At 66.3% G+C, this 21,592-nt stretch carries 24 protein-coding genes; 2 read left to right on the top strand and 22 right to left on the bottom strand.

All coding sequences use genetic code 11. From position 1 onward, the window contains the following. Nucleotides 1-15: 15 nt before the first annotated feature. Nucleotides 16-912, top strand: coding sequence for a tyrosine-protein phosphatase (locus tag AC13GF_RS06500; RefSeq protein ID WP_483003957.1), 897 nt, complete (start codon nt 16-18; stop codon nt 910-912). A 53-nt stretch (nt 913-965) separates the two neighbouring features. Here AC13GF_RS06500 and AC13GF_RS06495 read toward each other — a convergent pair whose 3' ends face one another. The 5 genes from AC13GF_RS06495 to AC13GF_RS06475 all read right to left on the bottom strand — a co-directional run bounded on the left by AC13GF_RS06495 (nt 966) and on the right by AC13GF_RS06475 (nt 6,696). Beyond that, complete coding sequence (locus tag AC13GF_RS06495; RefSeq protein ID WP_483003955.1) at nt 966-2,630, bottom strand: tyrosinase family protein; 1,665 nt, start codon at nt 2,628-2,630, stop codon at nt 966-968. 312 nt (nt 2,631-2,942) lie between these two features. Beyond that, nucleotides 2,943-3,200 (bottom strand): hypothetical protein, encoded by a 258-nt coding sequence (locus tag AC13GF_RS06490; protein ID WP_049409605.1) that lies wholly within the window; start codon nt 3,198-3,200, stop codon nt 2,943-2,945. After that, nucleotides 3,197-4,549, bottom strand: a complete 1,353-nt coding sequence (locus AC13GF_RS06485) for a hypothetical protein (RefSeq protein WP_100445822.1) — start codon at nt 4,547-4,549, stop codon at nt 3,197-3,199. Before AC13GF_RS06485 ends, AC13GF_RS06490 begins: the two co-directional genes overlap by 4 nt. Before the next feature lie 21 nt (nt 4,550-4,570). Continuing rightward, complete coding sequence (locus AC13GF_RS06480; RefSeq protein ID WP_483003954.1) at nt 4,571-5,710, bottom strand: SPFH domain-containing protein; 1,140 nt, start codon at nt 5,708-5,710, stop codon at nt 4,571-4,573. 101 nt (nt 5,711-5,811) lie between these two features. Next, a complete protein-coding gene (locus AC13GF_RS06475) occupies nt 5,812-6,696 on the bottom strand; it encodes an NAD(P)-dependent oxidoreductase (protein WP_483003952.1) in 885 nt (294 codons plus the stop codon). A 416-nt stretch (nt 6,697-7,112) separates the two neighbouring features. Here AC13GF_RS06475 and AC13GF_RS06470 point away from each other — a divergent pair, with 416 nt between their 5' ends. Next, nucleotides 7,113-8,606 (top strand): helix-turn-helix domain-containing protein, encoded by a 1,494-nt coding sequence (locus tag AC13GF_RS06470; protein ID WP_483003950.1) that lies wholly within the window; start codon nt 7,113-7,115, stop codon nt 8,604-8,606. Between the two features lie 59 nt (nt 8,607-8,665). Here the strand turns inward: AC13GF_RS06470 and AC13GF_RS06465 are convergent, their stop codons facing one another. The 17 genes from AC13GF_RS06465 to AC13GF_RS06385 all read right to left on the bottom strand — a co-directional run bounded on the left by AC13GF_RS06465 (nt 8,666) and on the right by AC13GF_RS06385 (nt 21,217). Beyond that, the gene (locus tag AC13GF_RS06465; RefSeq protein ID WP_483003949.1) at nt 8,666-9,112 is read right to left on the bottom strand and encodes a hypothetical protein; all 447 of its coding nucleotides are present in this window, start codon (nt 9,110-9,112) and stop codon (nt 8,666-8,668) included. Beyond that, a complete protein-coding gene (locus tag AC13GF_RS06460) occupies nt 9,109-10,188 on the bottom strand; it encodes a hypothetical protein (RefSeq protein ID WP_483003947.1) in 1,080 nt (359 codons plus the stop codon). Before AC13GF_RS06460 ends, AC13GF_RS06465 begins: the two co-directional genes overlap by 4 nt. Before the next feature lie 20 nt (nt 10,189-10,208). Continuing rightward, nucleotides 10,209-10,556, bottom strand: a complete 348-nt coding sequence (locus AC13GF_RS06455; protein ID WP_014037265.1) for a hypothetical protein — start codon at nt 10,554-10,556, stop codon at nt 10,209-10,211. Nucleotides 10,557-10,603: 47 nt separating this feature from the next. After that, entirely contained in the window at nt 10,604-11,188 is a 585-nt protein-coding gene (locus AC13GF_RS06450; protein WP_483003945.1) for a RebB family R body protein, read from the bottom strand. Further along, entirely contained in the window at nt 11,185-11,421 is a 237-nt protein-coding gene (locus tag AC13GF_RS06445) for a RebB family R body protein (RefSeq protein ID WP_483003944.1), read from the bottom strand. Before AC13GF_RS06445 ends, AC13GF_RS06450 begins: the two co-directional genes overlap by 4 nt. Nucleotides 11,422-11,491: 70 nt before the next feature. Continuing rightward, on the bottom strand, nt 11,492-11,764 hold the full coding sequence (locus tag AC13GF_RS06440; protein ID WP_005416651.1) for a RebB family R body protein: 273 nt from the start codon (nt 11,762-11,764) through the stop codon (nt 11,492-11,494). Between the two features lie 60 nt (nt 11,765-11,824). Then, nucleotides 11,825-12,091 (bottom strand): RebB family R body protein, encoded by a 267-nt coding sequence (locus tag AC13GF_RS06435; protein ID WP_006446865.1) that lies wholly within the window; start codon nt 12,089-12,091, stop codon nt 11,825-11,827. Nucleotides 12,092-12,117: 26 nt separating this feature from the next. Beyond that, nucleotides 12,118-12,387 (bottom strand): RebB family R body protein, encoded by a 270-nt coding sequence (locus AC13GF_RS06430; protein ID WP_046985582.1) that lies wholly within the window; start codon nt 12,385-12,387, stop codon nt 12,118-12,120. A gap of 43 nt (nt 12,388-12,430) precedes the next feature. After that, on the bottom strand, nt 12,431-12,721 hold the full coding sequence (locus tag AC13GF_RS06425) for a RebB family R body protein (RefSeq protein ID WP_483003942.1): 291 nt from the start codon (nt 12,719-12,721) through the stop codon (nt 12,431-12,433). A 244-nt stretch (nt 12,722-12,965) separates the two neighbouring features. Next, nucleotides 12,966-13,919, bottom strand: coding sequence for an NUDIX domain-containing protein (locus AC13GF_RS06420; RefSeq protein WP_483003941.1), 954 nt, complete (start codon nt 13,917-13,919; stop codon nt 12,966-12,968). Nucleotides 13,920-13,949: 30 nt separating this feature from the next. Further along, nucleotides 13,950-15,629: a hypothetical protein gene (locus tag AC13GF_RS06415; RefSeq protein ID WP_483003939.1), complete on the bottom strand. Its 1,680-nt coding sequence runs from the start codon at nt 15,627-15,629 to the stop codon at nt 13,950-13,952. 177 nt (nt 15,630-15,806) lie between these two features. Next, complete coding sequence (locus AC13GF_RS06410) at nt 15,807-17,099, bottom strand: transporter (protein ID WP_483003937.1); 1,293 nt, start codon at nt 17,097-17,099, stop codon at nt 15,807-15,809. Nucleotides 17,100-17,145: 46 nt separating this feature from the next. Beyond that, nucleotides 17,146-17,895 (bottom strand): hypothetical protein, encoded by a 750-nt coding sequence (locus tag AC13GF_RS06405; RefSeq protein ID WP_483003936.1) that lies wholly within the window; start codon nt 17,893-17,895, stop codon nt 17,146-17,148. 12 nt (nt 17,896-17,907) lie between these two features. Next, entirely contained in the window at nt 17,908-18,612 is a 705-nt protein-coding gene (locus tag AC13GF_RS06400) for a C39 family peptidase (RefSeq protein ID WP_483003934.1), read from the bottom strand. Between the two features lie 100 nt (nt 18,613-18,712). After that, nucleotides 18,713-20,029 carry an adhesin gene (locus AC13GF_RS06395; protein ID WP_126929059.1) on the bottom strand — a complete coding sequence of 439 codons (1,317 nt, stop codon included), beginning with the start codon at nt 20,027-20,029 and terminating at the stop codon, nt 18,713-18,715. 43 nt (nt 20,030-20,072) lie between these two features. Then, complete coding sequence (locus AC13GF_RS06390) at nt 20,073-20,690, bottom strand: hypothetical protein (RefSeq protein ID WP_111151031.1); 618 nt, start codon at nt 20,688-20,690, stop codon at nt 20,073-20,075. Continuing rightward, nucleotides 20,687-21,217, bottom strand: coding sequence for a hypothetical protein (locus AC13GF_RS06385; protein ID WP_483003933.1), 531 nt, complete (start codon nt 21,215-21,217; stop codon nt 20,687-20,689). The genes AC13GF_RS06390 and AC13GF_RS06385 overlap by 4 nt, the downstream gene beginning before the upstream one ends. Nucleotides 21,218-21,592: the final 375 nt, after the last annotated feature.

Below are 21,592 nucleotides of genomic sequence, written 5' to 3'. Positions count from 1 at the left end.
CGAACGGAGAACCCCATGAAGACCCGCCATACCGAACTCGCGCTGGCCCTGATGCTGAGCCTGCCGCTGGCCGCGACGGCTGTTGCCGCTGATGCGCCACAGGCCGTCGCCGCGAAGGCGCCTGCCGCCGCCAATGTGAAGCCCATCGCTGCCGATGCACAACGGGTGATTCCGCTGCAGGGCGCCTGGAACGCGCGTACGTTCGCCGGCCTGCAAGGCCGCCACGGCCCGATTCCAGCCGATGCGTTCGTGCGTACCGCCGACCTCGGCCGCTTGACCGAAGCCGACCGTGACGCTTTGGTTGCCGCTGGTGTGAAGCTGGACATCGACCTGCGCACCGCCGATGAGCAGGCGCAGTCGCCGGACCTGCTGGCCAGGGACGACCGCTTCGACTACCAGCGCATCTCGCTGATGGGTACGGAGAAGATGGATCTGCAGAAGATGATGACCAGTTTTCCGGATTCGCTGGGCGAAGCCTATGTGCAGTGGCTGGGCCACAGCCAGCCGCAGTTCAAGCAGGTGTTCCAGCGCATTGCCGCGCAGCAGGACGGTGCGGTGCTGTTCCATTGCACGGCCGGCAAGGACCGCACCGGCATCATCGCCGGGCTGCTGCTGGACCTGGCCGGCGTGCCGAAGGCCGAGATCGTGCACAACTACGCGATCTCCGCGCACTACCTGGAAGGGCAGCCGAAGGACAGCGCGATGAACGCGCAGATCATGGCGCTGGTCAAGCAGAATCCGGAGATCGGCCGCAAGATGGCGGGCATGGCCGGTACCGCGCCGGACAACATGGAGCAGTTCCTGGCAGCGCTGCACAGCCAGTACGGTGGTGCGGAAGGGTACCTGAAGTCGATCGGGGTGAGCGACCAGGAGATCCAGCGGTTGAAGGTGCGGCTGGGCCAGGCCGGCTGAAACCGGCCAGGCCGAGGGCAGGTGCCGGACAGACCGGCACCTGCCGTGCATCATCACGGCTGCAGCGGCGTCACCAGGATGGCGGCGTCGAGCACCGGGAACGTCTGCGCTGCCTGGCCGGAGGATGCGACCAGGCGGATCTCCAGCGTGGTCGTTCCACCATCGGCGGCATTGAGTGCCTGCAGGGCCCCCAGCTTCTGCGGCAGCGGCACCGCGAACGTGGTGGGATGGCTGTGGTCCATCCCGGCCATGGTCGGCCCGAAGAACGATACGGTGCCGGCGTAGTACGGGCTGTCGGCGGCCACGGACGCGGTGCCGGCCGGTGCGTTGATCAGCACGTCGAACTCACGCGTATTGTTCAAGCCACGTGGTCGCTCCAGGGTCACTTCGGCAATCAACTGGCGCGGCCCCGATGTGGCCAGGTGTGCGCGCACCGCCTCATTGGGCACGGCCACGCGGACGGCGCCATCGGAACGCGTGCCGCGCACCAGCCGCACCGCACCGGTCGCCGCCGGCTGCGCGGCCGCCTTCAGCAGGTCGTTGCGGCCCCCGTAGACGTAGTCGTAGTCGAAGGCTGTGGTGGAGAAGAACGCGCTGGCCGGACGCTCGCCCACGGGCTTGCCCTGTGCATCGACGAAGAACCGGAACGGTTCGTTCATGAACTGACGCCGCTGGTCGACGTTGATGGGCATGATCGGCTTGCCGCGGGATTGCTGCAGCTGGTTCCACACGTCCCACAGGCGGTCCATGTTGGCGTGGTGCAGGTAGAAGATCGGATCGAGTGGCGACAGGAAGTTGGTCATGTTGCCGTAGGGGCCGGGATCGACCGCGCCGACGCCACCAATGCAGTTGTGCACCTTGTTGTGCGGGAAGCCCTCGAGTACCGAGAATTTCGTGGCGCCGTCCGGTTGCACCACATGCGAGGCCGTGCGCGAGCTGGTGAAGCTGCGACTCACATCGTCGTTGTAGAACTCGACCGGCGACAGCCCCGCGTGAATGGTATCGGGAGACACGGCCGAAGCGGTCTTTGCATCGATACCTGGATTCTCGCGCCACAGATAGCGGGCGCCGCAGGTGATCGCATAGGCAGCATTGCCCGAAATGCCGGTCTTTTCCGCGACGCTGTAGCCGGTCACATCGTTCCAGACGTCGTCCGCGCTGAGATAGCCGCGGAACTTGAGTTGCTCGCGCTGGCCTGCATTCAGCCTGTCCCAGTAGCGCTGCAGTGCCGGCCGCATGAACCGGGTGAAGACCGCCAGGTTGCGCGTGTACGGCGCATAGGCGCTGTCGGTGGGCGTCAGCAGGCCGTCGAACATCGCCGGGGGAATCCGTGGCAGCTCGGTCCAATCCCAGTAGGGCATGGCGAACTGCGGATCACCGCTGAGCGTGCGGATGGTCTGTTCGAAGTAGCCGACATAGCCCCGGTGCCAGACATAGAACCACCAGTTGCCGTGCGGACAGTCCATCAGGTGCACGAAGGCGTTGCGGAACCAGTTGCGTGGATCGTCTGCCGGCAGTGCCAGCATGGCCTTGATGCCGCGCGCGTAGCTGGCCAGCATGCGCTGGCCTTCGGGGCTGGTGACGTTGTAGCGGTGGTAGCGTGCCTGCATGGCCTTGTCGGCCGGTGCAGCGCCACTTGCCCAGGCCCCGGGTGCGACCAAGGACGCCAATGAAGCGGTGGCGGTGGTGGCAAGAAAATCACGACGTGTGTAGCGCATAGCCTTCCCCCTGGTGATTGGTTGAACCGCATCGGGTTACAAATCACTGGCAGGGCCGGCGGCAGCGTGGCGGCCGGCCCGGCGGGGACATCCAGCCCCGCCGCTTCCACCGGCAGGTGCAACGATGGCCGGGGTGGAAGCGGCGGTAGTATAGGCATGGCAAACAGAGCTGATCTGCGAAGCAGCCCACAGTCGCAGATGCGTACACATCTGCCCGGCTGAAGCTGTTCACCGTCGTCGTGGCGGCGTTGCCGATCAGCCAGGCATGGCCTGGCTCAACTCATCGGGTTTTCAGCCAGGCATGGCCTGGCTCTACTGATCGGGTTTCACCCTGACCACCCGTTTCCGGTACTCATACACGTTGTCACCGCGGATGCGCTTGTCCTCGGTGCCAGTGATCCGGTCGACCTTCTGGTCCGAACCGGTCACGGGCTGCGCCTCGATTTCGGTCTCGTGCTCGAAGGAGTGCGATTTGTCGGTGTTGCGGTAATAGCGGTACAGCGCCCAGTACAGCGCGGTTGCGCCGGCCGGACCTGCCGCCAACAGCCAGAGGCCACTGTCGTCGCTCATGTCGATGCCACCAGGAAGGCAATTGCGAGGGCTTCAATGACGGTGCCGGTGGCCAGTGCCGCCAGCAGCATCTTCCATTGCTGCACGGGCACGCTGCCCATGGTTTCGCCGGTACGGCCGTTCACCGCGATGTAGTGCAGCATGCCGCCGTTCTTTCCGGGCTGGTGGTACGAGTACAACCACACCGGCAGGTACATCGACACCCAGCGGGTGCCATGCACCTCCAGCTGTTCCTGCTCCCAGCGCACGCCACGGTTGTAGCGCTTCACCGAACCTTCCACCTGTGCGCGGGCAATTGACAGCAGCTGGTCCTCCAGCCGCGGCCGTAGCTTTTCCACATCCAGGTTGCGCTTCTCCGAAGTGAAGCCGGCCAGGTACGAGGCGTTCCACTTCACTGCGTTCTTGGTATCGAACGGCAGGATGGTGTTGATGATGTTGTTGGTGTTGGCGCGGGTGTCCAGATTGCCGCGCTCGGCCGAGGACTCCAGTGGCAGGTCATCCACGGTGAAATCGACCTGGCGTTCGACCTGGTAGACATCGGCGTCATACAGGGTGCGCTTGTTCTTCTCGCTACCGACCGTGTACTGCCGGGTCTGGATCTCGCCCTTGCCAGCCACGGCCGCGCTGACATTGCTGTCGACGATCATGTAGGGCAGGAACACGCCCACCACGTTTTCCGGGGTGAACTGATCCTTGAATGCCTTCAGCGCGAACATGCGGCGCTTGTCGACGAACTGGCGGATGCGCGCGACCGCATCGTCTTTCTTGATATGGAAGGGCAGCACCGCATCGGGCACCGCGCCATTGGCAATCTGCTCGTTGACGCCGAAGACGTGGCGGCACCAGTGGCAGCGCGCCGTCATCGTACTCTCGGTATTGACCGTGACTTCGGCGCCGCACCCGGTGCATTTGAACGTCATCAAAGCCGATGTGTCGGCATCGATGTCGCGTGCACCAGAGGCGATGACCGTGCCGCGCAGCTGGTCGATGGCCTCGCCCAGCCCGAATTCCTCCTCGACGCGTGCGCCATGCCATTCGTGACGGCAGTACAGGCAGACGAGGATGTCGGTGCCGGCCTTGGGCCGGATGTCGGTGGCGCCGCACTTCGGGCAGCGGTTGAGGCCGTCCTTCAGCTCGCTGGCCGAGGTATCGATGGCCACAGGATCGGGCGCTTCCACTTCATCGCGGATGGCCTGTGGCAGCTTCGAGGTGTCCAGCGGGAAGCTGCCGGGCAGGGGAGGGACGTCCTGCGGCGAACCGGGCCCATCCAACGACGCCGCCGGCAAGGGCGGCGGCGTCGCGGGCGCGGATCCGGGCAGCGGCGGTGGGCCGTTTCGGGGATCGGACATGTTGGGTGTGCGTCCTGCCGGTTACAGGCCCAGTGCCTTGGCCTTGAGCGCGTCGTAATCGCTCTGGGTGATCAAGCCCAGATCGAGCATTTCCTTGGCCTTCTTCAGCTTGGCGACCGGATCGTCGGCCGCCGGGGTGGCCGGCTGCTGCATGCCGCCGACACCGAACATGCCGGACGCCATGCCGACACCGACCAGGCCTGCCGCACCGCCGTTCTCGCCGGCCGACTGGATGCCCTGGGCGACGCTGGCCTGCAGGTTGGAATTGCCGCGCGAACCGGACAGCGCATCGGCGCGCTGCACGGTCTTCAGCAGTTCGCGGGTGTTGGCGTCGTACTCGATCGAGACGATGGCGGTCTTGACGATGGCCAGGCCGCGGTCGGACTTCCACTGGTAACCCTGCTCGACGGCGGCCGACAGGCTCTGCGCGAAGCCCAGCGAGTCCTGCTGCAGCTTGGTGATGCGGTTGCCCTTGCCCGGATCGTTGGTATACAGGCTGAAGGCCGGCGCCAGCGAACCGACCACTTCATTGAACAGCTGGCTTGCGGCGGCGTTGTCCAGATCGGTGAAGTCGAACACCTGGCCCGGCTGCAGGTAGCTGGCCGGCACGAAGTTCTTCACGAACAGAATCGGGTCGACAATCTTCAGCGTGTACGAACCACGGGTGACCGCGCCGACCTGGGTGTTGAGGAAACCGTCGTCCCAGTAGATTTCCGACTGGGTGCCGAAGCGGTTGTCCGGCAGTTCCTTCAGCGAAACGAAATAGGCCGCCTGCTGCGAACCCGGCTGGCCGCCGAACTTGAAGCGCTCCCAGCTCTGCTTGATGAAGGTGCTGACCAGGCCGTCGCCAGCGAATATCGACTGCGAGTTCAGATCGTCCGAGCGCCACTCGTAGCCACCCGGTTCGGCGACGAACGCGGTGATCGCGCCGTCCTGGAACAGCAGCAGGCCGTAGCCCTCCGGCACGATGATCTTCGAGCCGTTGGTGATGATGTTGGACGAGCCGCTGGTATTGGAGCCGCGGCCGGCATTGGTGCCCTGCGGCACCGCCGCGAACAGGGCGGCCGTGGACGGCAGGCCCGCCGGCACGGTGTAGAAGTCCTTCCACTGGTCGGCCAGCACACCGCCAACCGCACCCTTCACCGCCTGTACCAGACCCATGACCAACTCCCTGTGATTCGAGGGCAGGCACCATGCCTGCCGAGCTGGGCTGAATATAGCAGTGGGCAGGGACCGCTGTGGTGCCGGAAGATGAATCCGGATCAGGCTCCACTGGTGGCCTGTGGGCCGCCCCGGATCGCCTGGAGTACCGCCGCCATGTCCAGCCCTCCCAGCCCCATCCGCTGCGCCCGCGCGATCAGTGCATCGCTGGCGTCGATCAGGGGCGCCTGCATGCCCGCCTCGCGCGCGGCACCGGCCACCAGGCCGCTGTTCTTCAGAACATCGGTGATCGAGGCCTGGACCGCGAAGTCCTCGCGGATCATCTTGTCCAGCTTGATCCGCGATACCTCACTGGCCATCGGCCCAGCGTTGAGTACTTCGGCGAAGCGCTCCAGGGCAATGCCGTGGACCTCGGCGAAGTGCACTGCCTCGCCCAGTGCGGTGACCAGCGTGATCAGATACAGGTTCACCGCCAGTTTCATGCGCAGCGCCGCTGGCACCTGGCCGCATACGACGCACTGCCGGCCGAGGGGCGCAAGCAGGTGCGAGGCTTCTGCCACGTCAGCTGCGTCGCCGGCCAGCATGATGACCAGTTGCGCGGATTCCGCCTGCACCCGCGAGCCGGAGACCGGCGCTTCCACGTAACGTCCGCCTGCCGCGCGGATCTGTTCGCCCAGCGTCTGGGAATAGGTTGCCGAGCTGGTGCCCATGTTGATCACCAGGCGGCCTTCGACGCGGGCCGGGAAGGCCGGCGTGTTCCGATCCAGCACGCTGTCGATGGCCTCATCATTGGCCAGCATGAGCAGGATTGTCCCGCATGCGTCGAACACGTCCTGCCGTTGCGCGATGGGCTGCACGCCGGCGATGCGTGCCGCCTCGTGGTTTCGGCCGGAGCGGGACCAGCCCAGTACGGTGTGCCCGGCCCGCGCCAGGTGACCTGACATCGGCATCCCCATCACGCCCAGACCGATGAATCCCAATGGCATGGCAGGCTCCCGATCATGGCAAGGCGTCCATCATGCCGCAGATCGGCAACACGCATGCGGTCGGCAGGGCGCGAGGGCCGGCATCCCTCGCGCTGCATCCCTGGCAAAGATAATCCCCGATATTCACGTGATTATCATCACGATTTTCTCGAAACTCGCTTTCGATAATCCTGGGGCCGAATGCGCGTATCTGCGCTCGAGGCGCCGGGATCCGTCCGACGTCCGCATCGTCGACCTACCGACGGCAACCTCCTGGGGGCATGGGGGCGGACAGTGTGCACGTTCACCTGCGTGTGCTGTGGCTGGCGCGAGGCGCGGCGGGGACGTCGCAGCATCACGCAATGAAGCCGCACGGTACCCATTGCGCGATCACCCGCTGCAACGGCAGCGGGTTGCCATTCGAAAGGGGAGTTTCAATGCACAGGCAAGTCAGTGAGATGTTGCAGCGCGCCTATCGACCCCACCGGTCCTTGCCCGACCTGTTGGGCGCGTTCGTGAAGGAGTTCTCGCAACACCACGCATTGCGTGGCGGCAGCGTCCATCTGCGCGGTTCCAGTGCTGGCCATCCGGACGTGACTACGGTGGCGGTACCGGGCGACAAGACTGCCGCCCGTCAGCGTTTGCCGATCCGCTATGGCAGCGAGGTACTGGGTGAGCTGCATCTGGAGGGTGAAGAGGGCCGGCTGGATGGCAGTGCCCTGGCACTGGGGGAACAGTTTGCCCAGCGCTGTGCACACCTGATCAAGCGCTACGAAGCCAAGGCCTGGGCCGAACAGGCGCTGAGCCGGCCGCTGCTGCTGGTTGGCGCCGGTGAGGCGTTGAAGCAGATGGACGAGTTCGTCGAACGCGCGGCGGCCAGTCCGCTGCCGGTACTGCTGCGTGGCGAGTTCGGTACCGAGAAAATGGAACTGGCCGCCGCCCTGCACAGTGGCGGCCGATACCGGCAAGGCCCGTTTGTCGAGGTGAACTGTGTTCATCCACAGGGCGAAGCCTGTGACTGGTTCGCGCGCGCGCAGGGCGGAACGCTGTACTTCCATGAAGTGGACGAACTGCCGGTGTCGTTGCAGGGTCAGCTGTCACACCGCATGCGCGGGTTGCCCGCCGCGCATGCCGAAGCGCAGGCGGCCGGTCCGACTCGGGTGATCGCCTCGACCAGCGCGGACCTGGAACAACGGGTGAGGGAGAAGCAGTTCTCGCGCGCCCTGCTGGCCGGACTGGAGTTCCTGACCGTGGATATTCCGCCGCTGCGCGAACGGGTGGAGGACATCGCCGCGCTGGCGGCGCGTTCGCTGGAGCTGCATGGGTTCAATCCCCATGTGCTGGGTGACGATGTGCTGGAAGTATTGTGTGCGCATGACTGGCCCGGCAACCTGCTGGAGATGGAGCGGGTAGTGGTGCGGTTGGCGGTGATGACCGGTGGCCGCTGCATCCGTCGCGATGATCTGGCACGCCACGCGCCGGATCTGGCAGCGGGCAATGTCGCCATTGATGCCGGTCGCACGCCGGAACTACCGCCCAGGGTTGAGGAGATTGCCGCTCCCGAACCTGCACGGCAGGACGCACCGCAGGCTGCGCATGAAGGCCTGCACGATGGCCTGAAGCGCGCCCTGGCTTATCTGAAGGACCACGCTGCGGAGCCGCTCACGCTGGGCGACCTCGCCCGCCAGGCGCATGTCAGTCAGTCACACCTGGGCTTCCTGTTCCGCAGCGAGCTGGGCACGACGTTCAAGCTGCTGCTGCAGCAACTGCGCATCGAGCATGCCAAGCAGCTGCTGCGGGATGGGCAACGCCTGCGCATTACCGACGTCGCACTGCAGGTTGGTTTCGGTGACCTGAGCCACTTCGAAAAGAGCTTCCGGCGCGCGGTGGGGGTCAGCCCGCGCAGCTACCGGCGTACGCCGGAACAGTAAATCAAACGCCCCGGTGCAGGCGCGGGCCTGCCCGGGGCGCTGGGATGGCAGATCAGGCGTTACCGTGCGTTTGCTTCAGCAGCGCGCTGCACGGCCTGCTCGGCGGCTTCGTCCGCGCGGCGTGCCGCTTCGGCGGCGGCCTCGACCGCGCGTTGCGAAACCTCCATTGCGGCGCGGATGCCTTCTTCACTGGCAATCATCGCGGCGTCCGCCAGCTCCTGGGCGATTTCCATGGGGGTTTTTCCCGCCGGATGGGCGGGAGTGGGCTTGCCGGGAAGCGGGGTCGGGAAGGTCATCGTCGGTGCTCCTGCTGGGGATGAGGGGGGAACACTGTCGCCGCGTTCCCCCAGGATGTGGCGCAATGCCGCCTGGGCATCGGCCAGGATCTTCTGCGCTTGTTGCTGGGCCGCCAGGCGTCCGGCAGCAACGGCCGCGCCGGCCGCCGAAGCGAGGGCCTCCGCCGCTGCCTGCACGCCATCGCCACCCGGTGCCGGAGGCGGGCTCACCCCGCATCCGCCTGGTAACCCACTTGCGCCTCATCGCCCAGGTAGCGGCGGGTTCGGCGGTAGTCCTGCAGGGTGATCACATTGTCCTCCACCTGCACCAGCGCCTGCGCTCTGGAGCCATCGATCGCGAACTGCACGCTGGCACCATCCTGGCCGAGCTGGCCACGGGAGACCGGATGTTCGTTGAGGAATTCCTGCGCATCGCGCAGCTGCCATCGCACGACCTCGCGCAGGCGGCTGTCCTCCAGCAGCTGGTCGGAATCGTTGTCGAAGCACGCCGCCATCTGCTGGGCAGCCAACGAAATGCGGGCATAGCCGATCTGCCGGTTCGCGGCCAGGCTTGCGGCGAGCGCCTCGCGCACTTGCTCCGGCGACGGCAGCTGTGGCAGCTGCGGCCCGTCCAGGAAACCGAACAGGATCGGCAGCACCTGCTGCAACGCACGGGTGGCGCGCGTCAGCCGATGCTCGCGGCTGCCGCCACCTGCGCTCACCCGCTGGTAGAAACGGAAGTAGTCGGCAAACTCGATGGGTCTGCGCGCGTGCAGCAGCGCGAAGCTGGCGGCGTCGGCGAGATCGTCGCGCCCCGTGGTGGACATTCCCACCTCTCCGGCCAACTGGTGAAGCGCCACCGATTCACGAAAGTCCAGCTGCTGCAGCAGCGGAGCATCGGCCGCGCCGATCGAGGTCAGGAACGCGCGCGAGGCGCCGAGTTCGGTGTTGGTCAGCATCCGGTGTCGTGCCAGTACTCCCTGCGCCTCGCTGTGCGACAAGCGTGTTTCCTCGCCCAGCTCGATGTGAAGCAGAGCATCGAGGTCGCTGCTGCCGAGGCTGAGCAGCTTGATCGGGCCGATCTGCAACCCGATGCGCGGCAACCATGTCATGCGTGAACCGTGCAGACCCTGCTGCACCCCATCAAGCATCGTGCCCTCGTCGGAGAAGGCGTAACGGTGCTCATGCGATTCAACGGCCCACTTCATCCAGTCCTCGCCGCCGTCGATGAGCCGAAGAACGCGCCTGCTGGATTGACTGAGCAGGTTGGCCTGGGGAATGGAACGACCGGCAATGAAAACGCTCATGCGTGGCTCTCCTGGCGGCCTCACTGGGCCGGAAAATCCTTGAGGACGGTCGCAGCGGCACTGCCGACCCGGGTGAAGTCGTCGGTGGCTCCCTGCATCATGGTCTGCGCCTGCGTGAGCACCCTTGCATACTTCTCGTCCCCCGTCGCCAGGTACTGGGCCATGGCCACGCCGGCCGCGGTGGTCGCGATGGTTGAGACATTGCGCAGGGCGTCGGCGGCATCCTGCACGGCGATCGCTGCAGACTGGGCCACCGACTGGTAGGCCTTGCCGGCACCACTGGTCTTCACCACGGTCGCGGACATGGTGGCCGTCTGCACCTGGTTGATCACATCGATGACCTGGGCGTTGACGTTGCTCGGGTCCATACGGGCTCCTTGATGGGCGGGTGCGGCCGCAGGCGGCCTGCGTGGTGTCAGGCCCCGGCGTCAGTGTTGTCTGTGGCCGGGGAAGACGGGGTGTCTGGCGCGGAATCCTGGGCGGGACCTGCGGCCGGATCCGGACCGGACGAGGGGTCGGGCGCAGGACCGGGCGCGGGCGCTGCTGCATTGCCTGCAAGCGCTTCGAGTACATGCAGGCTGCTGGTAGCGGCCGCAGCGTCGGCAGTGGCACCGTGGGTCTGTGCCTGCAGGACGCTGATGGCGGTCTTTCCTTCTGCGGTGGCCGCGGCGATCACGGCCGCAGGCGAAGGGGGGGCCGGCACCGGGCCGGGCAGGGGGATGACCTGCGGCGGTGGCGGCGGAGGGGGTTCCGGAGCGGGCGGCGGCACCGGCCAGGGGGCATTGATCATCTTCGCGCAGGTTGCGGTGACCGCTGCGTTGCTGACCATGCCCGCACCCTGCTGGCGCGCGACGGCGTTGTGCATGGCGGTGCCCAGCGTCTCCAGCATCACCATGTCCAGCATGCTGAAGGACTGCGCCGGCCCCTGGGCCACCAGCAGGGTCGAGGCGGCGCTGACGCTGTCGACGATCTGGCTGTTGACGGTGTTCTCACTGCTCATAACGGAACGGCTCCCTTCTGGATGATCAGGGCCAGGACCTGGGCCAGGCTTGCGCCGGCGGTCACCTGGCCGCGTTGCTGGTTGGCCACCGCGTTCTGCATTGCCAGGCCGAGGCTGTCGGCCATTGCCAGGTACGTGGCGGACATCGCGAACGAGGGGGCGAGGGCGATCGCCACACCGGATCCGGTGCTGGTTGCAGCCAGCAGGTAGCCGGTGGCGGGCGATTCGGCCATCGATCAGGGGCCCGGCGTGACGCCGCCCTGAGCGGGGGCGCGGCGGTTGGCGTCACGCCGGGCCGACACGTCAGCGCAGACCCAGGATTTCGCGGGTGGCCACGCCGTTGGAGGCGGTGTCGATCGCATACAGCGTGGACACCCCCTGGGTGGTCGACGCCTGCATGGTCACGTAGGACTGCTGCTGGTTGTTGGTGGCGTTGTGCGCGGCGTTGGACAGCGCCTGGCTGGTGGCCACGAACAGGTTGCCCATTGCGATGGCCGGCGCATCACCAAGCACCTTGGTGTTGACCTGCGAGACCGAATCGGTGATCTGGCTGTTGACGGCGGTGGGAAATGCCATGGTGGAAGCTCCTAGGGTGGACAGCACTACAGGAACGGAGATTGCCGGCACTCAATGGAATCAGCCGAGAATCTTCCGGGTGGCGGCGCCGGTGGCGCCGGTATCGACGGCGTAGAGCAGCGCGACGCCCATCGTGGTCGCGGCCTGTGCCGTGACATACATCTGCTGCTGGGCGAGCGTCGCGTTGTGGGCGGCATTGGCCAGCGCCTGCGCGGTGGCCTGGTACAGCGTGCCCATTGCCGTGGCAGGCGCCACGCCCAGCACCTGCAGGTTGGCCTGGCTGACCGAGTCGGTGATCTGGTCGTTGACGGCCGTGGGAAATGCCATGGCTCAGCTCCTTGCCTGCCGGCGCATCACGCGCCGAGGATCTGCTTGGTAGCCACGCCGGTGGTGGCGGTATCGATCGCGTACAGGGTGGCCACGCCCATGGTGGTGGCTGCCTGCGCAGTCACATAGGACTGCTGCTGGGCATTGGTTGCGTTGTGGGCAGCGTTGGCCAGCGCCTGCGCGGTGGCCTGGTAGAGGTTGCCCATGGCCACGGCGGGGCCGTCGCCCAGTACTTTGGTGTTGACCTGGGTGACTGAATCGGTGATCTGGTCGTTTACAGCGGTCGGGAATGCCATATCGATCTCCTTGAGGTTGGCGGGTCAGCTACGGAACGACAGATCAGGAACCCAGGCCGCGCACGCGGGTGCTGAGAATTTCCTTGCTCGCTACCGCCGTGGTGGCGGTATCGATCGAGTACAGCGTGGCCACACCCATGGTGGTGGCCGCCTGCGCGGTCACATAGGACTGCTGCTGCGCGTTGGTGGCGTTATGCGCGGCGTTGGCCAGTGCCTGTGCGGTGGCCTGGTACAGATTGCCCACTGCCACGGCGGGCGCATCGCCCAGCACCTTGGTGTTGGCCTGGGTGACCGAATCGGTGATCTGGTCGTTTACCGCGGTTGGAAATGCCATGTCCTGCTCCTGCGAAAAGGTGGAAGTGCGTGGTATCCAGTGTCACGGTGCGTGGTGCGTAACTGCGTGTGCTTCACCGTGGATGCAGATTAGAAAGAAGCGGCGATGTCGGATTGGTGGAATCGACGGAGAATGCGGGGGAAATGGTGTGAAGATCGGCGCCGTGATACGGGCGGATTGCTGGTCGGTAAGGTATTTCGTCGATGATGCATCAGCACACGGCGCGGCCCCGTCACGCGCTGGCTCAGCCTGCGGGTAGGCCTTCGATGTAGCGTGCGATCGCGGCGTACCAGTCGATGCTCTGCCGGTGCGCGGGACCGCCCGGCGGCGGATCCACCGGCTGGCGAACTCCCAGCTGCGACGAAATCGCGGCCTGTTCCACCCGCTGTACGCGCGACAGTTCCCAGTCCACGATCGAATCCGAGGCCGGACGGCCCATCCAGGCCGGTCGTGGCGCCAGCTGCTGGTTGAGCGTTGTCGCCAATACCGCCAGATCGATGTCTGCGGGCGCGGTAAAGCAGACCAGGAAGAACAACACCTGGCCCGGTCGATTGCCGAACGCAGCCGTGTGGTCCATGACATAGCCTGCATCGAGGACCATCCCGGTTTCCTCCACAAACTCACGACGGGCCGCCGCCTCCGCCGCCTCGGCAGCGCCCATCGCACCACCGGGAAGCGCCCATTGCCCAGCCTGGTTGACGGTCACCGGCGGCCGCTCGGCGGTCCAGGTTTCCAGCGCTGCCTGTGCCCCGGCGATGCGTGCGCCGAGCCCTGCATCGGGCCACGCGGCGATGGGAGGTGCGCCGAGCGCGACGCGGCCGGCGAACCCGGCGGCCAGCGAGGCACGATCGACGGCAGTCAGCACTGACGGAATCGCGCCCTGCAGTGCCTCGACGGTGTTGACGCCGCGGGCGGTCTGGACTTGACCCGCCGCGGTGGCGACCGCCGCGATGGCCGCGGCATTGGCTGGGACCGTACTCCAGGCAGTGCGGGCGGCAGTCTCGGCATTCGCCAGCAGCGCGATGGCGCTGTCGGTCTGGGCGGCACGGTCCGCCGACGTCAATGCGGTGTTCAACAGCGCCGCAGCCTCCATCACCAGAACCGGCGTGGCATAGGCGCTCCACCAGTTGCTGGTAGCGCGCTTCTGGGCAATCAACCATTGGGTGCCGGATCGTACGGCGGCATAGACCTGGGGCATCGGTGTTCTCCTTCGGGTGGGTGGTTGCGGTCAGTTGTTACGGTGTTCGATCAGATAGCGGGCAGGCTGCACGGCATTGCCCTCGGCGTCGGTGACGATCGGCCGGTACAACGTGTCGTAGCGCGCTTCCCATGGCGGAACGCCTTCGCGTTCCAGGAAGCGGCGTTGATCTGGCGGTGGCAGGTCAGCCGGGCCCGGCACCGGTGGCAGCGGTTGGCCGAGATCGGTCAACCGATCGGCCAGTTCCCGCGCAACGGTCTGTATGCGTGCGGTCAACGCCGCACGGGTTTCACGGCGGCGGAAGTAGTCCAGGTCATTCCAGTCCACATCCGCGCGATCGCGCAGCCGTTCGATGGTTTTGAGCACATCCCAGTCTTCGAACGCGGTGAACCAGATAGTGGGATCTCTCAGCACCGCAGGCAGGTTCAGCACCGCCCATTGGTAGGTGGCCAGATCCTGTGTGCGCAGTACATCCAGCAGCGAGGCTTTCAACCAGATGCCGGTCAGGTCCTTCAGGCTGCTGTGATAGGGCGCCCAGTCACGCTGCGCCGCTGTCAACGTGCTGCCCTGGTCCGCGTCGATGGCCTGGGTGGAGCTGGCGTCCCAGGCAGCACGTTGCATCTCCAGCTGCAATGGCTCGCTGATGGCGGCCATGGCACCGGTAAGCAGCTTGCTTGAGACCAGGTAGAGCACGGCGCAACGCGGCAGCTGTACGGGATCGAAGGCATGCTGTGTGTCCAGGCCCTGTACCTTGAAGATGTAGCCACAGCAGGCGCGCAGCAGGACATGCCGCCAGTACCAGTGATTGAGCTTGCGGTTGTCGCGCTCGGTGATGCACGGAGGATGCCCGAGGCCGGTGAGCAGTTCGTTGTACCGGGGCATGGCTGTCTTGCGCAGCATGTAAAGGTAGTAGCCACACAGGGTCATGGGCAGGTTCATCTGCGAGGAGAATCCGCTGGACCAGAACTTGCTGTACTTGGCAAGAATGATCTGCCGGGTGTAGTCCGGCCACGTGTCCTGCTGCAACTGGAGGCGATAGCGGGCGGCAGGAATGTTGATGCCATCGTCAACGTTGTAGAGATTGACCTCCTCGTCCACCCGGCGCCAGTCGGCGTACTCGCAGCTGGCAGGCGCAAGCTGCTGTGCAGCGTTGTCCCGCTCGTGCAGGCCAATCAGGCCAGCATTGGCTGCATCAGTGAGAAGGGCGCGCAGGCGCCCCTGGAAACGCTCCTCCCAGCGGTGGAAGAGGCAGGCTACGATCGGTGTGCCGGCCTCCATCGGCGGATCCTCGATCTCCATGCGGTCGTCCGGCAGCGGCACGGTGACCGCGACCGAGTCGCGCAGCGCCTGAACCAGCTTGGCCTTGAATCCGTATGCTGCCTCGATGGTGCTGAAGTGCAGGGGCGGGCTGACGAGTTCTAAGGTGTGGTCGGAATCGGACTCGATCATCCATGGGCCGTTCTCGCCCAGGTTCAGCTTCGTGTTGTTCTTCCACGGGATCTCTCCGGGCCAGAGGCGGGCGGCGGTCACATGGGTGAAGGCGAAGATCGAACTGTCGTGCGTACAGAACTCGATCTCCATGCCGTAGGTGTTCCACGGAATGGCTTCGCCGCCCTTGCCGACGGTGATGTTGTTGAGGACCAAGGCTTCCGTCGGACTCGAGTCCTGCACGGTCCAGCCGATGATGTCGTTGCGGATGATGTTCAGCATGGAGCACCCTGCGCGGCGCGAGGCCTGGAATGGCCGGCTCAGGGGCATGCTAGAAACGGGGAGACTGCGGGAATCGGCGGAATCGACGCGCAATGCGGCGCCATCGCGTGGATCTGTGCCGATGCGGTGGAATCGACGACGGCGGGCAGCAGCCGCGCCGTCGACGGCCCGAGAGCGCTAGAGCATGTACGGAATCTTGAACGCCAGCGTGAAGTCCGGCGCATCCGGGGTCAACCCGATGCCCAGCAGCGTCACCAGCGTGGTGTGCTGGTTCAGCGCATAGGTCACGCCCAGATTCAGGGATGCCGCATTGGCGTCACTGCCGATCACCTTCATCCACTTGCCGCCCTGGAAGCGGGTGGAGGCGCGGGCGCTGATGCGGTCACTGAAGGACAGGCTCAGGCTGGTCCGCTCGTTGAATGCGAAGGCAACGCCTGCGCCGAAGTACACCGAGCCGCCCAGCTTCACGTCGCCCGGGTTGACCGTGTCCGGATTGCTGTCGATGTCGTTGAATCCGCGCGGGATGGAGTGCACATAGCCGATGTTGGCAAACAGGATGGCCGGGTCGGCGGTCTTCACCATCGACAGGCCGAGGTTGGCCTGCCAGACGCCGTTGCCGGTGGGCTGCTCGCGCGGCACGGCGAAGCGGATGTAGTCATCGTCATCGCGCTCGATCACCTTCCAGTCCAGGCCGTAGGGTGCGCGCCCGGTGGGGGCGGTGACGCCGGCCGTGAGCACGGTCTCCGGGCGCCAGCCGCGTTCGCCGAACAGCCGGTAGTTCGCGCTCAGGCCAATGTCGCCCAGGCCGTTGCCGTTGGTCTGTTCCTGTGCGATGGCGGCTGCTGCACCGCCGGCGCCGCCTTTCTGGTACACGGTGCGCCGCGCCAGATAGGGCACATCCAGGTTGAGCGTCAGGTTCGGGCTGACGCCCCAGCGGGCCGCCACGTTGTAGGTCAGCGAGTCGGACTCCACGTTCTCGATGGCGATATTGCCGAGGAAGATGGCGTCCAACGCGAGGAAGCCGTTGAGGGTGAGCTGCTTGCGGTCGTAGCGTGCGTAGGTGAGGCTGTTCTCGATGGTGAAGCGGCGCGAGAACAGGGCCGATTGCTGCTGCTTCACGTCGTCCACGCTGCGCCGCGACTCCTGCTTGGCCTGCTGGGCCTCGGCAGCGGTACTGGCGTAGCCCTCGCTGCTCGGCGGAACCGCGGCGGCCGCCGCCTGCGCCAATGGCGCGGCCGGTGGGGTCGAGGTTGGGCCAACCCGCCCGCCCAGGCGCGCCTGCATGGCCTGCACCTGCATGTCCAGTTCGCGCAACCGCCGCACTTCCTGTGCGTAGTTGGCCTTCAGCTGTTCCAGCTGGTTGGCCAGGGCCTGCACGTCAGCGCCATCGTCAGGCGTCGGCGGTGCAGCAAGGGCGGTGCCCGCCAGCGCCGCCAGCGCCAACGGGGTGATCCTCATCAGGGTGTGCATGTTCGTGTCCTGCGTTGTGGAGCGTTTCCCCCAATGCCAGGCCCTGCTACTGGCCCGGCCCCATGCCGCGGTTCAACGCAATCGCCTGGGCCACGTTCTGGCTCAACGGCAGGTTGCCGCCCACGGCGTTGCGCACCAGCTCCAACCGCAGCTGGTTGCTGGCGATCTGGCCGTCACCGGCGAGGGCGATGCCCTGGCCGACGCTGCCATTGCGGATCCACTGCTGCACCAGCCCCTGGCCATCCACCTGCAGCAGCAGGCGTGCCTGGTTGCCTTCCAGCACCGCCGTCGCGCTGGCGCCAGACTGCTGCGCGCTGACGCTGCCTGCGCCATCAGAGAGAGCAGCCGGCACGCCACCCTCGCGGACGGTCAGCGTGGTGACGTTGCGCGCGACATTGCCATCGCCGGCCACTTGCACGCTCTGCACCAGGCCGCTGGCGTTGGCCAGGCCGCTGCTGTCGATGCTGCGTCCCTGGGTATCGGGCAGCGGCGCATCGGCTGCCGTGACATGCACGCTGGGCTGGAAGCTGAGTTTCGGCGCGCCACCGCCACGGAAGTCCATGCCCAGGGTCAGGCTGCCCTGCAGGGTCGTGCCGTTGCTGGCCTGCCACTGCGACACCATGGTGACCCCGAACCAGGCAACGTTGCTGCCGCCCACGGTGTAGCGCCCCCGCATCAGGCTCAGCTCCGGATCGGGGATTTCCGTGAGTCCACGCCCGGTCCTGCCGTCGGCGGCCTGCAGGGGCAGGGCAGGGGCCATCAGCAGCAGAGCCATCCATACGTGTTGACGGAACATGGTCGTACCTCCTCAGAACAGGTCGGCGTGGCTGAAGCCGAAGTCGACCAGTTCGGCATCGGTGATCGGCCCCTGCCGCGCGTAGAGCGCGCGGGCACTGGGCCGTTCGCTGGGTTGCAGAAGAACCGTGTTGCGATCGAAATCGCTACCGATTACCACGAAGACCGCGCGCGATGGCCAGGCGGCCAGGAACTCCGGCAGCGCCAGGCTGCGGTTGCCGAGGATCGGGTCAGCCACTTCCACGATGCCGTTGCGCACCTGCTTGAGCACCACGAAATGGCGGAAGCCGCGCACGTCCATCAGCACCAGCCCTGGCACGCGAAGGGTGCGCAGTCGTGTTTCATCGATGCGGTAGCCCCGGCCACGCATGCCCAGCGATTCCACGTAGCGCTTGATGTCGAGCAGGGAGAAGCCGCGTTCGGCCACCAGCGCCGGGTCGGAGACCCCCATCATCCCTTCGATCACCGTCGCTTCGTCGGTCTGCAGGTGATAGGCATGGCGCAGGATGGTCGCCAATGAGGCCGCCCCGCAGCTGTAATCGGTGTGCTGGCGCACCACGTTGCGGTAGCGCCGCTCCTGCATGCTTTCGACCTTCTGCTGCAGCAGCGCGCCGTTGGGCAGCACGCCGGCGAAGTGGACCTCGCCCGCCCACGCCGATGCGGTGCCCAGCAGCAACAGGCAGGCCAGCAGGCGCATCGATGGAGGGCAACGGATCATCTACGTTCTCCGGCAGCAGGGGGGAGCCCCCGTTCCAAGGGGGAGGAGGAACAGGGGCTCCCGGGGACCCGGCCATTGGCGGACGGCCGGGGTGTTGCGCTTACTCGCCGTTGCCGCCACCGCCGCCGGTGCTGGGCTGGGCGACTGCCAGGGCCAGGCTGTTGGCCTGCAGGTTGCCGGTGCCCGCAGCAACGTTCACGCCGATGTTGCCGGAGGCGCCCGAGAAGGCACTGCCGGACAACGCCGAGGTGTTGGTCGCGTTGACGTTCACCCAGCGCGTGGTGCTGACCGTGCCGCTGAGGCTGGCATACAGGTCGGCCACGCCCAGTTCGACGAACTGGCTGGTGCCACTCTCACGCGTATCGAAGCCCAGGCCGCCCACCCCCGGCCGATTGGGGTTCATCGTGGCGTTCTGGATCTCGTTGTCCAGGTCGATGTGGCCGGTGCTGTTGCCACCCGGGTGCGGCAGCTCGCCATTCCACGTATCCAGGTAGTAGTTGGCCATCTGGTAGGCGTTGCCGGTGCCGCGGTAGGTGCCGGCGCCATAGGCCAGGGTCAGGCCGCTGACGCCGCCACGCATGCCGACCTGCACGGTATCGGTGTAGGACTGCACGAAGCCGGCATTGCTGACCGTGTTGCCGGTGGAGACCTGGTTGGAGCTGATGCTCGACTGGGCCACCGCCGTGGTCGCTACCGAGGCCGCGAGCGCGTTCTTCTGCTCGTTGTTGTTGCCCGAGGCGATGTTCACGCCGATGTTGCCGGACGCGCCGCCAAAGGCATTGCCGCCGAGACCTGCGGCGTTGGTGACGCCGGAGTTCATGGTGGCGTTGCCGAAGCCGGCCTGGTTGACGAACACCTCGGCGTCGGCCATGCCGAAGCTGAAGGACGCATCGGCAGCGGACAGCGACGCGGCATTGTCCTGGGCGTTGTTGTCGCCGGATACCACGTTGAAGCCGAGATTGCCCGATGCGCCTGCACCCACGCTGTCACCGATGGACGCACTGTTGGTGACCAGGCTGTTGCTGGTGGCGTTGTTGCTGATCGACTGGCGGTTGTCGATCACGGCAATGGCCGCCGAGTCGAGGTCGATGTCGCCGGTGATGTTCGGGTCGCCGGAGAAATTGATGTCGGTGCTCAGCCGCAGGTCCTTCTCCAGGTTCACGTCGACGCCGTGGTTGTTCTTCTCCTTGCGTTCGTCGGCCTGGATGTTGCTGTGCTTCTGCACATTGACGTTGACGGTGCGGTTGCGCACGTCGTTGTCAGTGTGGTTGTGGGTGTCGTTGCGGGTTTCGCTGACGGTGTGGTTGTGGTTGATGTTCGCGTTGGCGTTCTGGTTGTCCCAGCCATTGGCCGCAGCGGCGGTCGAGGCAGTGGCAATCGCCATGGCGAGCATGGTCTGTTTGACGGTCGCTTTCATGGTGCCCTCTCTCTCATCAGGTGGTGCATCGGTTGGGTGGTTGTCACGGGCGGTCCTGCACGACCAGGCCCAGTACGTTGGCCGTGTCGTTGCCGTTGCCCGCGATCTGATTGAGTTGCAGGACCCCGTCGAATCCCCGCAGTGCGGTGCTGGCTACACCGGCGCTGCGGGTGCCCGTCGCGACGCCGCGACCGGTGTCGTCCCGCCCCCCTGCCAACGCGGAACCCTCGGCGGCCAAGGCCGTATCGTCGGTTTCGCGTATGCCCTGTCGGGCCAGCGTCGCGCTGACGACGTTGAGCGTCGTGTTGGCGATGCCGCTGGCCTGGTTGATGGATGCGATGCCACTGGCACCGGCCAGTGCGTCACCGCCAATGAATGCAGTGGCCTGCAGCGGCCCGGACAGCACGCGGTTGCCCTGCTGCAGTTGCCGCGCATTGATCGCTACGTCGGCGCGATCGCCCTTGGCGATACCCCGCAGGTTGGCCTGCACGTTGAGGTCGCCGGCGGCCTGGTTCACGGCGATGGCGCCATTGGCCCCGGCCAGTGCGTGGCCGTCGATCCGGGCCACGTCGAGATAGGCGAGCATGCCGCTGTAGTCATCGGCCCAGGTCGCCGCGGGCATGGCAGCGAGCAGCAGAAGCACGCCGTGCAGGGTCTTCATTTTCCACCTGCCGGGGCCGTGCCCTGCAGGGGGAACTGGGCCAGTGCGCCGCGCACGGTGTCGGCGATACCGCGGGTGCTGCTGCCGACCGCACCGAGCGGACCACTCATGGCGCCCCCCAGGTTGCTGCCGACCATGCCGTCGCCACTGCGGCCAAGCGTGCCGCCCAGGGCCTGCCGGGTGACCCGTTCAACGGTGGTTCCACCCGGCGCCGCGATGGACGCTGCCTGGCCGGCCCCCATGCCGGCATAGTCCTCATCGCTCAATTCATCCATGCCGGTCGTCGTGCCGCCGGCGCCCAATGCGGTGGCGATCTCGCGCTGCGGTTTCGGGTCGGCAATCAGCGCCATGCCCGGTGGTGCCATGCGATAGGCCGGCCGCGCGGAGACGTCCCGCAACAGGACGATTTCGCCCGGTTGTGCCTTCACGCCCTGGCGGGCGCCCGACGCGGACGCGTCGACGCCAACCGACAGCAGGGCTATTGCCAGCGCTGCGGCCAGGCCTCGAATCAGGGTGGTGCCGTCCATGCCGATCTCCCGCGATGGGTGCGGCGGAACCACGCATCAACCGTGCCAACTTCGAAGTGCCCACGCGCCAACATGGTGACCGCGCAGCACCTGACCGGGCTGCTGCCACGCTGTTACAGGCACGTCGCGGAATTGTTGGGATTTCGAAGCCCCAGGCGCCGCAGGGCAAGGGCTGCGGGCGACTGTCGCATCGGTGTTACAGGTGGCGTCGCCGTCTGCTACGGTGCCGCTTCAGCCAGGAATTTCTTGACGCACTGCTCATTGCGCCGCCGTTTAGGGAAGCGCTAGGATCCGCCCAACAAAGGCCACCCCGGTGGCCGTAGAGGTCCCGGCGGGGGGCGGCACGCCGGTGATTGCCTGACAGTCCGCCGACGG

It is taken from the genome of Stenotrophomonas sp. 22LJNL06-5-1 (assembly GCF_056861455.1).
Note: the sequence above shows the minus strand (reverse complement) of the source record. Positions and strands in the feature narration are given on the sequence as shown.

What these genes read in the sequence shown, in the direction of transcription:
- AC13GF_RS06500 (WP_483003957.1), top strand. Translation starts at nt 16, where the DNA reads ATGAAGACCCGCCATACCGAACTCGCGCTGGCCCTGATGCTGAGCCTG.
- AC13GF_RS06495 (WP_483003955.1), bottom strand. Translation starts at nt 2,630, where the DNA reads ATGCGCTACACACGTCGTGATTTTCTTGCCACCACCGCCACCGCTTCA.
- AC13GF_RS06490 (WP_049409605.1), bottom strand. Translation starts at nt 3,200, where the DNA reads ATGAGCGACGACAGTGGCCTCTGGCTGTTGGCGGCAGGTCCGGCCGGC.
- AC13GF_RS06485 (WP_100445822.1), bottom strand. Translation starts at nt 4,549, where the DNA reads ATGTCCGATCCCCGAAACGGCCCACCGCCGCTGCCCGGATCCGCGCCC.
- AC13GF_RS06480 (WP_483003954.1), bottom strand. Translation starts at nt 5,710, where the DNA reads ATGGGTCTGGTACAGGCGGTGAAGGGTGCGGTTGGCGGTGTGCTGGCC.
- AC13GF_RS06475 (WP_483003952.1), bottom strand. Translation starts at nt 6,696, where the DNA reads ATGCCATTGGGATTCATCGGTCTGGGCGTGATGGGGATGCCGATGTCA.
- AC13GF_RS06470 (WP_483003950.1), top strand. Translation starts at nt 7,113, where the DNA reads ATGCACAGGCAAGTCAGTGAGATGTTGCAGCGCGCCTATCGACCCCAC.
- AC13GF_RS06460 (WP_483003947.1), bottom strand. Translation starts at nt 10,188, where the DNA reads ATGAGCGTTTTCATTGCCGGTCGTTCCATTCCCCAGGCCAACCTGCTC.
- AC13GF_RS06455 (WP_014037265.1), bottom strand. Translation starts at nt 10,556, where the DNA reads ATGGACCCGAGCAACGTCAACGCCCAGGTCATCGATGTGATCAACCAG.
- AC13GF_RS06450 (WP_483003945.1), bottom strand. Translation starts at nt 11,188, where the DNA reads ATGAGCAGTGAGAACACCGTCAACAGCCAGATCGTCGACAGCGTCAGC.
- AC13GF_RS06445 (WP_483003944.1), bottom strand. Translation starts at nt 11,421, where the DNA reads ATGGCCGAATCGCCCGCCACCGGCTACCTGCTGGCTGCAACCAGCACC.
- AC13GF_RS06440 (WP_005416651.1), bottom strand. Translation starts at nt 11,764, where the DNA reads ATGGCATTTCCCACCGCCGTCAACAGCCAGATCACCGATTCGGTCTCG.
- AC13GF_RS06435 (WP_006446865.1), bottom strand. Translation starts at nt 12,091, where the DNA reads ATGGCATTTCCCACGGCCGTCAACGACCAGATCACCGACTCGGTCAGC.
- AC13GF_RS06430 (WP_046985582.1), bottom strand. Translation starts at nt 12,387, where the DNA reads ATGGCATTCCCGACCGCTGTAAACGACCAGATCACCGATTCAGTCACC.
- AC13GF_RS06425 (WP_483003942.1), bottom strand. Translation starts at nt 12,721, where the DNA reads ATGGCATTTCCAACCGCGGTAAACGACCAGATCACCGATTCGGTCACC.
- AC13GF_RS06420 (WP_483003941.1), bottom strand. Translation starts at nt 13,919, where the DNA reads ATGCCCCAGGTCTATGCCGCCGTACGATCCGGCACCCAATGGTTGATT.
- AC13GF_RS06415 (WP_483003939.1), bottom strand. Translation starts at nt 15,629, where the DNA reads ATGCTGAACATCATCCGCAACGACATCATCGGCTGGACCGTGCAGGAC.
- AC13GF_RS06410 (WP_483003937.1), bottom strand. Translation starts at nt 17,099, where the DNA reads ATGCACACCCTGATGAGGATCACCCCGTTGGCGCTGGCGGCGCTGGCG.
- AC13GF_RS06405 (WP_483003936.1), bottom strand. Translation starts at nt 17,895, where the DNA reads ATGTTCCGTCAACACGTATGGATGGCTCTGCTGCTGATGGCCCCTGCC.
- AC13GF_RS06400 (WP_483003934.1), bottom strand. Translation starts at nt 18,612, where the DNA reads ATGATCCGTTGCCCTCCATCGATGCGCCTGCTGGCCTGCCTGTTGCTG.
- AC13GF_RS06395 (WP_126929059.1), bottom strand. Translation starts at nt 20,029, where the DNA reads ATGAAAGCGACCGTCAAACAGACCATGCTCGCCATGGCGATTGCCACT.
- AC13GF_RS06390 (WP_111151031.1), bottom strand. Translation starts at nt 20,690, where the DNA reads ATGAAGACCCTGCACGGCGTGCTTCTGCTGCTCGCTGCCATGCCCGCG.
- AC13GF_RS06385 (WP_483003933.1), bottom strand. Translation starts at nt 21,217, where the DNA reads ATGGACGGCACCACCCTGATTCGAGGCCTGGCCGCAGCGCTGGCAATA.